The following is a 4,668-nucleotide window of genomic DNA, read 5'->3' as shown; positions in this document are numbered from 1 at the left end:
GCGTCACGCATGTGAACCTGGAGACGGGCGCGGAGAAGCTCATCGTCAGCCACGATCTGCTCGCCAAGACCGGCACCGTGATGGAGAATCACCCCACCTCGAAGCACCACGCGTATCACCTGCTCGTCGGGCCGGATGGGAAACGCTTCATCATGCTGCACCGCTGGACGCAGCCCAAGGGCGGCCACCTCACGCGCCTCATCACCGCAGCCATGGACGGCAGCGACCTGCGCATCGTCATCCCGAATGGCTATGCCTCCCACTTCATCTGGCGCGATGCCACGCACATCCTCTCTCAGGCCAAAGACTGGCTGGGTAACAAAGAGTGGGGCGACTTCCTCTTCGAGGACAAAGACAGCGGCATCGTCGCCGAGATCGGCCACGGCGTGCTCGATGGCGGCGGCCATCTCACCTATTTGAAGAACAACGAATGGATCCTCAACGACACCTATCCCAAAGGCGTTCGCCGCATCCAGACGCCGCACCTGTATCACATCGCCACAAACAAGCGCATCGACCTCGGCTACTTCCCCCAGCCGCCGGAATACAAAGGCGAATGGCGTGTGGACTGCCACCCGCGCAGCAGCCGCGATGAAAAGCTTGTCTGCATCGATGCCCCCGACGGAGCCAACGGCCGCCAGCTTCATCTCATCGACATCGACGGGCTCATGGGCTGAGTGCGAAAGGGCAGGGGAGCATCCCAATCTCGCCTTGCTCCCCAGCCCCGCCCGCGCTTCCAGTCGCGCACCCCATGCCCTCTTCTGATCCTTCCCAAGCCCCCCTCGGCGTCTTCGACTCCGGCGTCGGCGGACTTACCGTCGTCCGTGCCTTGCGTGAGCTGCTGCCTCAGGAGTCCATCGTCTATCTCGGCGATACCGCCCGCGTGCCCTACGGGTCAAAGTCGCCCGACACCATCCGACGCTTCTCCGTCGAGGACTCACAGTTCCTCGTCGGCCATGGGGTCAAGGCCGTCATCGTCGCCTGCAACACCGCCACCGCCCACGCCCTGCCCACCCTTCAGGCCACCTTCCGCGTGCCCGTCATCGGCGTCATCGAGCCCGGCGTCGAGGCCACCTTGGCAGACGCCAAGTGCGAGCGAGTCGGCATCATCGGCACCGCCGGGACCATCCGCAGCAGCGCTTATCAATACGCCCTAGCCATGCGCCGCCCCGGCCTGCAAATCCACGCCACCGCAACCCCCCTGCTCGTGCCCTTCGTCGAGGAAGGCTGGATCGACCACCCCGCCCTGAAGCTCGTGCTGAAGCAGTATCTCGACCCCCTCTTGGACAAAGGCATCGACACCCTCATGCTCGGCTGCACGCACTACCCCCTGCTCATGCCCGTGCTGAAAAAGATGCTCGGGAAAAAAGTCCGTCTCGTGGACAGCGCCAGCACCTGCGCCGCCCACACCCAGCGCGTCCTCGAGCAGCAGCACCTCCTCCGCAAAGCCAAGTCCAAGCCCAGTCTCGACATCTACCTCACCGACCTCTCCGAGCAGGCCGAAGCCATGGCCAGGCGCTTCCTCGGCACCGACTTCGGCAAGGTGAAGAAGGCCACGCTGTAAGTGGCTGCGGAGAGTCTGTCGTGCTTTCACGCCCCTCCCGTTCCCGCCTTGCATTCTGCCGAGTCATCGTACACTCAGCGCCTCCCCATGCCCGCCGCCACTCCCGAGCAAATCACCGCCTTCATCTCCCGCTGGTCATCTTCCGGCGCAGCCGAGCGGGCAAACTACCAGATGTTCCTCTCCGAGCTGTGCGACATCATCGGCGTCCCGCGCCCCGACCCGACCTCCGCAGACACCACGCGGAATCTCTACGTCTTCGACCGCGCCATCACCCGCACCCACCCAGACGGCAGCAGCACCACGAACTACATCGACCTCTACAAAGCGCGTCACTTCGTCAACGAAACCAAACAGGGCCTCTCCGCCGATACCGCCCCCGACGAACTCGCCGCCAAGCCCACCGCCACCAAGTCCGGCCATGGCAAGCGCGGCACCGCTGCCTTTGATAAAGCCCTCGAACGCGCCTACCACCAGGCGCGCGGCTACATCACCGCCCTGCCTGCCGAGGAGGGCCGCCCGCCCTTCCTCATCGTCTGCGATGTCGGCCACAGCATCGACCTCTACGCCGAGTTCACCTGCACGGGCGGCCAGTATGAGCGCTTCCCAGACCCCGTCTCCTACCGCATCACCCTCGCCGACCTCCACCGCCCCGAGATCCGCGAGCGCCTCCGCCGCGTCTGGCTCGATCCCCTCTCGCTCGATCCCTCGAAGGTCGCTGCCAAAGTCACCCGCGACATCGCCAGCCGCCTCGCCCTTTTGGCCAAGTCTCTTGAGGCCGACGGGCACGAGCCCCAGGTCATCGCCGGGTTCCTCCAGCGCAGCCTCTTCACCATGTTTGCCGAGGATGTTGGCCTGCTCCCCGAGCACGGCTTCAACACCCTGCTGGACCGTGCCAAAGAAAACCCACGAGGCTTCCCCGTCCTCGTCTCCGCCCTCTGGCAGGAGATGGCCACCGGCACCCATTACTCCGCCCTCCTGTTCAAAGAGATCGCCCACTTCAATGGCGGCCTGTTTGCGGACACCAGTGCCCTCCCTCTCTCAGCCGCCCAGCTCGCCATGCTCACGGATGCCGCCGCCACCGACTGGTCCGGCGTCGAGCCCTCCATCTTCGGCACCCTCCTCGTCCGCGCCCTCGACTCACGGGAGCGGCATAAGCTCGGCGCCGAGTTCACCCCCCGCTCCTATGTCGAGCGCCTCATCCGCCCCACCATCATCGGTCCCCTCCGTGAGCAGTGGGACGCCGTCCGCATCGCCGCCGCCACCCTTCAGGAAGAGGCAGATCAAATGGAGACCCAGGCCGACGAGTTAGAGGCCCAGGCCAAAATCAAACTCGCCGCAGGCACCGGCACCGCCGCGAAAAAACTCGGCACCGAGGCCGCGAAGCTCCGCAAAGACGCCACCAAGAACGACGCCACCGCCCTCGCCCAGGTCATCGCCTTCCACCACCACCTCTGCGGCCTCACCGTGCTGGACCCCGCCTGCGGCACCGCCAATTTCCTCTACGTCACCATGGAGCACATGAAGCGCCTGGAGTCAGAGGTTCTCCAGCTCATCGCCGCCCTCGGCGGGAATGCCAGCCTGGAGATGCAGGGCTTCCGCGTCCGTCCAGAGCACTTCATCGGCCTGGAGATCAATAAACAAGCCGTCGCCATCGCCCAGCTCGTCCTCTGGATCGGCTACTTCCAGTGGCAGCACAAGACCACCGGCAAGGCCGATACCGGCGACCGCCCCCTGCTGCCAAAGGACCGCAGCATCTTCGAGCAAGACGCCGTGCTCGCCTATGACCAGCGCCTCCCCCGCCTCGATCCCGCCACTGGGGAGCCCCTCACCCTCTGGGACGGCCACAGCACGAAGCCCCACCCCATCACCGGCAAAGAAGTCCCCGACGAAACCGCCCGCATTCCCCTCTACGACTACACCGCCCCCCGCCGCGCCGACTGGCCCCAGGCCGACTACATCGTGGGAAATCCCCCCTTCATCGGAGCCTCTCGGATGCGCGAGGCCCTCGGCGACGGCTACACCGAATCCCTCCGCACCGCCTGGAAAGGCAGCGTGCCCGAGTCTGCCGACCTCGTCATGTTCTGGTGGCAAAAAGCCGCCGAACTCGTTCGCGATGCCAAAGCCAAGCGCTTCGGCTTCATCACCACCAACTCCATCCACCAGACCTTCAACCGCCGCGTCATCGAGCCCTTCCTGGCCGATGCCAAAAAGCCCCTCCACCTCGCCTACGCCATCCCGGATCATCCCTGGATTGATTCCGCCGACGGAGCCGCCGTCCGCATCGCCATGACCGTCGCCGCCCCTGGCAAAGCCGCAGGCCAGCTTGAAAAGGTCATCGCTGAGCAGGCTCACGAAGATGGCGAACACGAAGTCACTCTCTCAACAAGTGGGGGCATCCTAGTTGCCAATCTTCAAATCGGCGCGGACCTGACTTCATGCGATCCTCTGCTAGCCAACGCAGGAATTACGAACACGGGAGTTAAGTTGCATGGAGCTGGATTTATCGTCTCAAAATCTCAAGCTGCCGAATTGGGGTTAGGCCGAATATCTGGCTTGGAGAACCATATCAGGGACTACCGCAATGGAAGGGATCTGGCGCAGACGCCACGAGGCGTAATGGTCATAGACTTGAACGGTTTGGCTGCTGATGAAGTTCAGCAGCGTTATCCAGAAGTTTATCAATGGGTCTTCACTCACGTCAAACCAGAGCGTGATAACAACAACGAGGCCTACAGAAGAGAAAACTGGTGGTTGTTCGGCCGAAAAAACACAGAACTGAGATCAGGGCTTCATGGTCTTTCTCGCTACGTCGCCACTGTCGAGACCAGCAAGCACCGCCTCTTCACCTTCCTCGATCAGAGCATTCTCCCCGACAACAAGCTCATTGCCATCGCATCGGACGATGCCTTCGTCCTCGGTGTCCTTTCCTGTTCCCTTCACGTCGCTTGGTCACTAAAAACCGGCTCATGGCTCGGCGTCGGCAACGATTCCGTTTATGTCAAAACCCGCTGCTTCGAGCCCTTCCCATTCCCCGCCCTCGAAGAAGGCGCGTTGAAGCAGCGCATCCGGGACCTGGGGGAGAGGCTGGATGCGCACCGCAAGCG

General features: G+C 63.4%; 2 protein-coding genes and 1 pseudogene. All 3 read left to right on the top strand.

The genetic code is table 11. The features are described from left to right. A pseudogene (locus AC6FTP_RS25590) lies at positions 1-677 on the top strand (hypothetical protein); the annotation flags it as partial. Between the two features lie 74 nt (positions 678-751). Then, positions 752-1,564 carry a glutamate racemase gene (gene murI, locus AC6FTP_RS25585; RefSeq protein WP_497209734.1) on the top strand — a complete coding sequence of 271 codons (813 nt, stop codon included), beginning with the start codon at positions 752-754 and terminating at the stop codon, positions 1,562-1,564. A gap of 87 nt (positions 1,565-1,651) precedes the next feature. Next, positions 1,652-4,668, top strand: a 3,017-nt coding sequence (locus tag AC6FTP_RS25580; RefSeq protein WP_497209733.1) for a class I SAM-dependent DNA methyltransferase, incomplete at its 3' end; no start/stop codon positions are given.

The organism is Prosthecobacter sp. (genome assembly GCF_044378005.1).
Taxonomy (GTDB): Bacteria; Verrucomicrobiota; Verrucomicrobiia; order Verrucomicrobiales; family Verrucomicrobiaceae; genus Prosthecobacter.
This window is presented reverse-complemented; position numbering and strand designations above follow the sequence as displayed.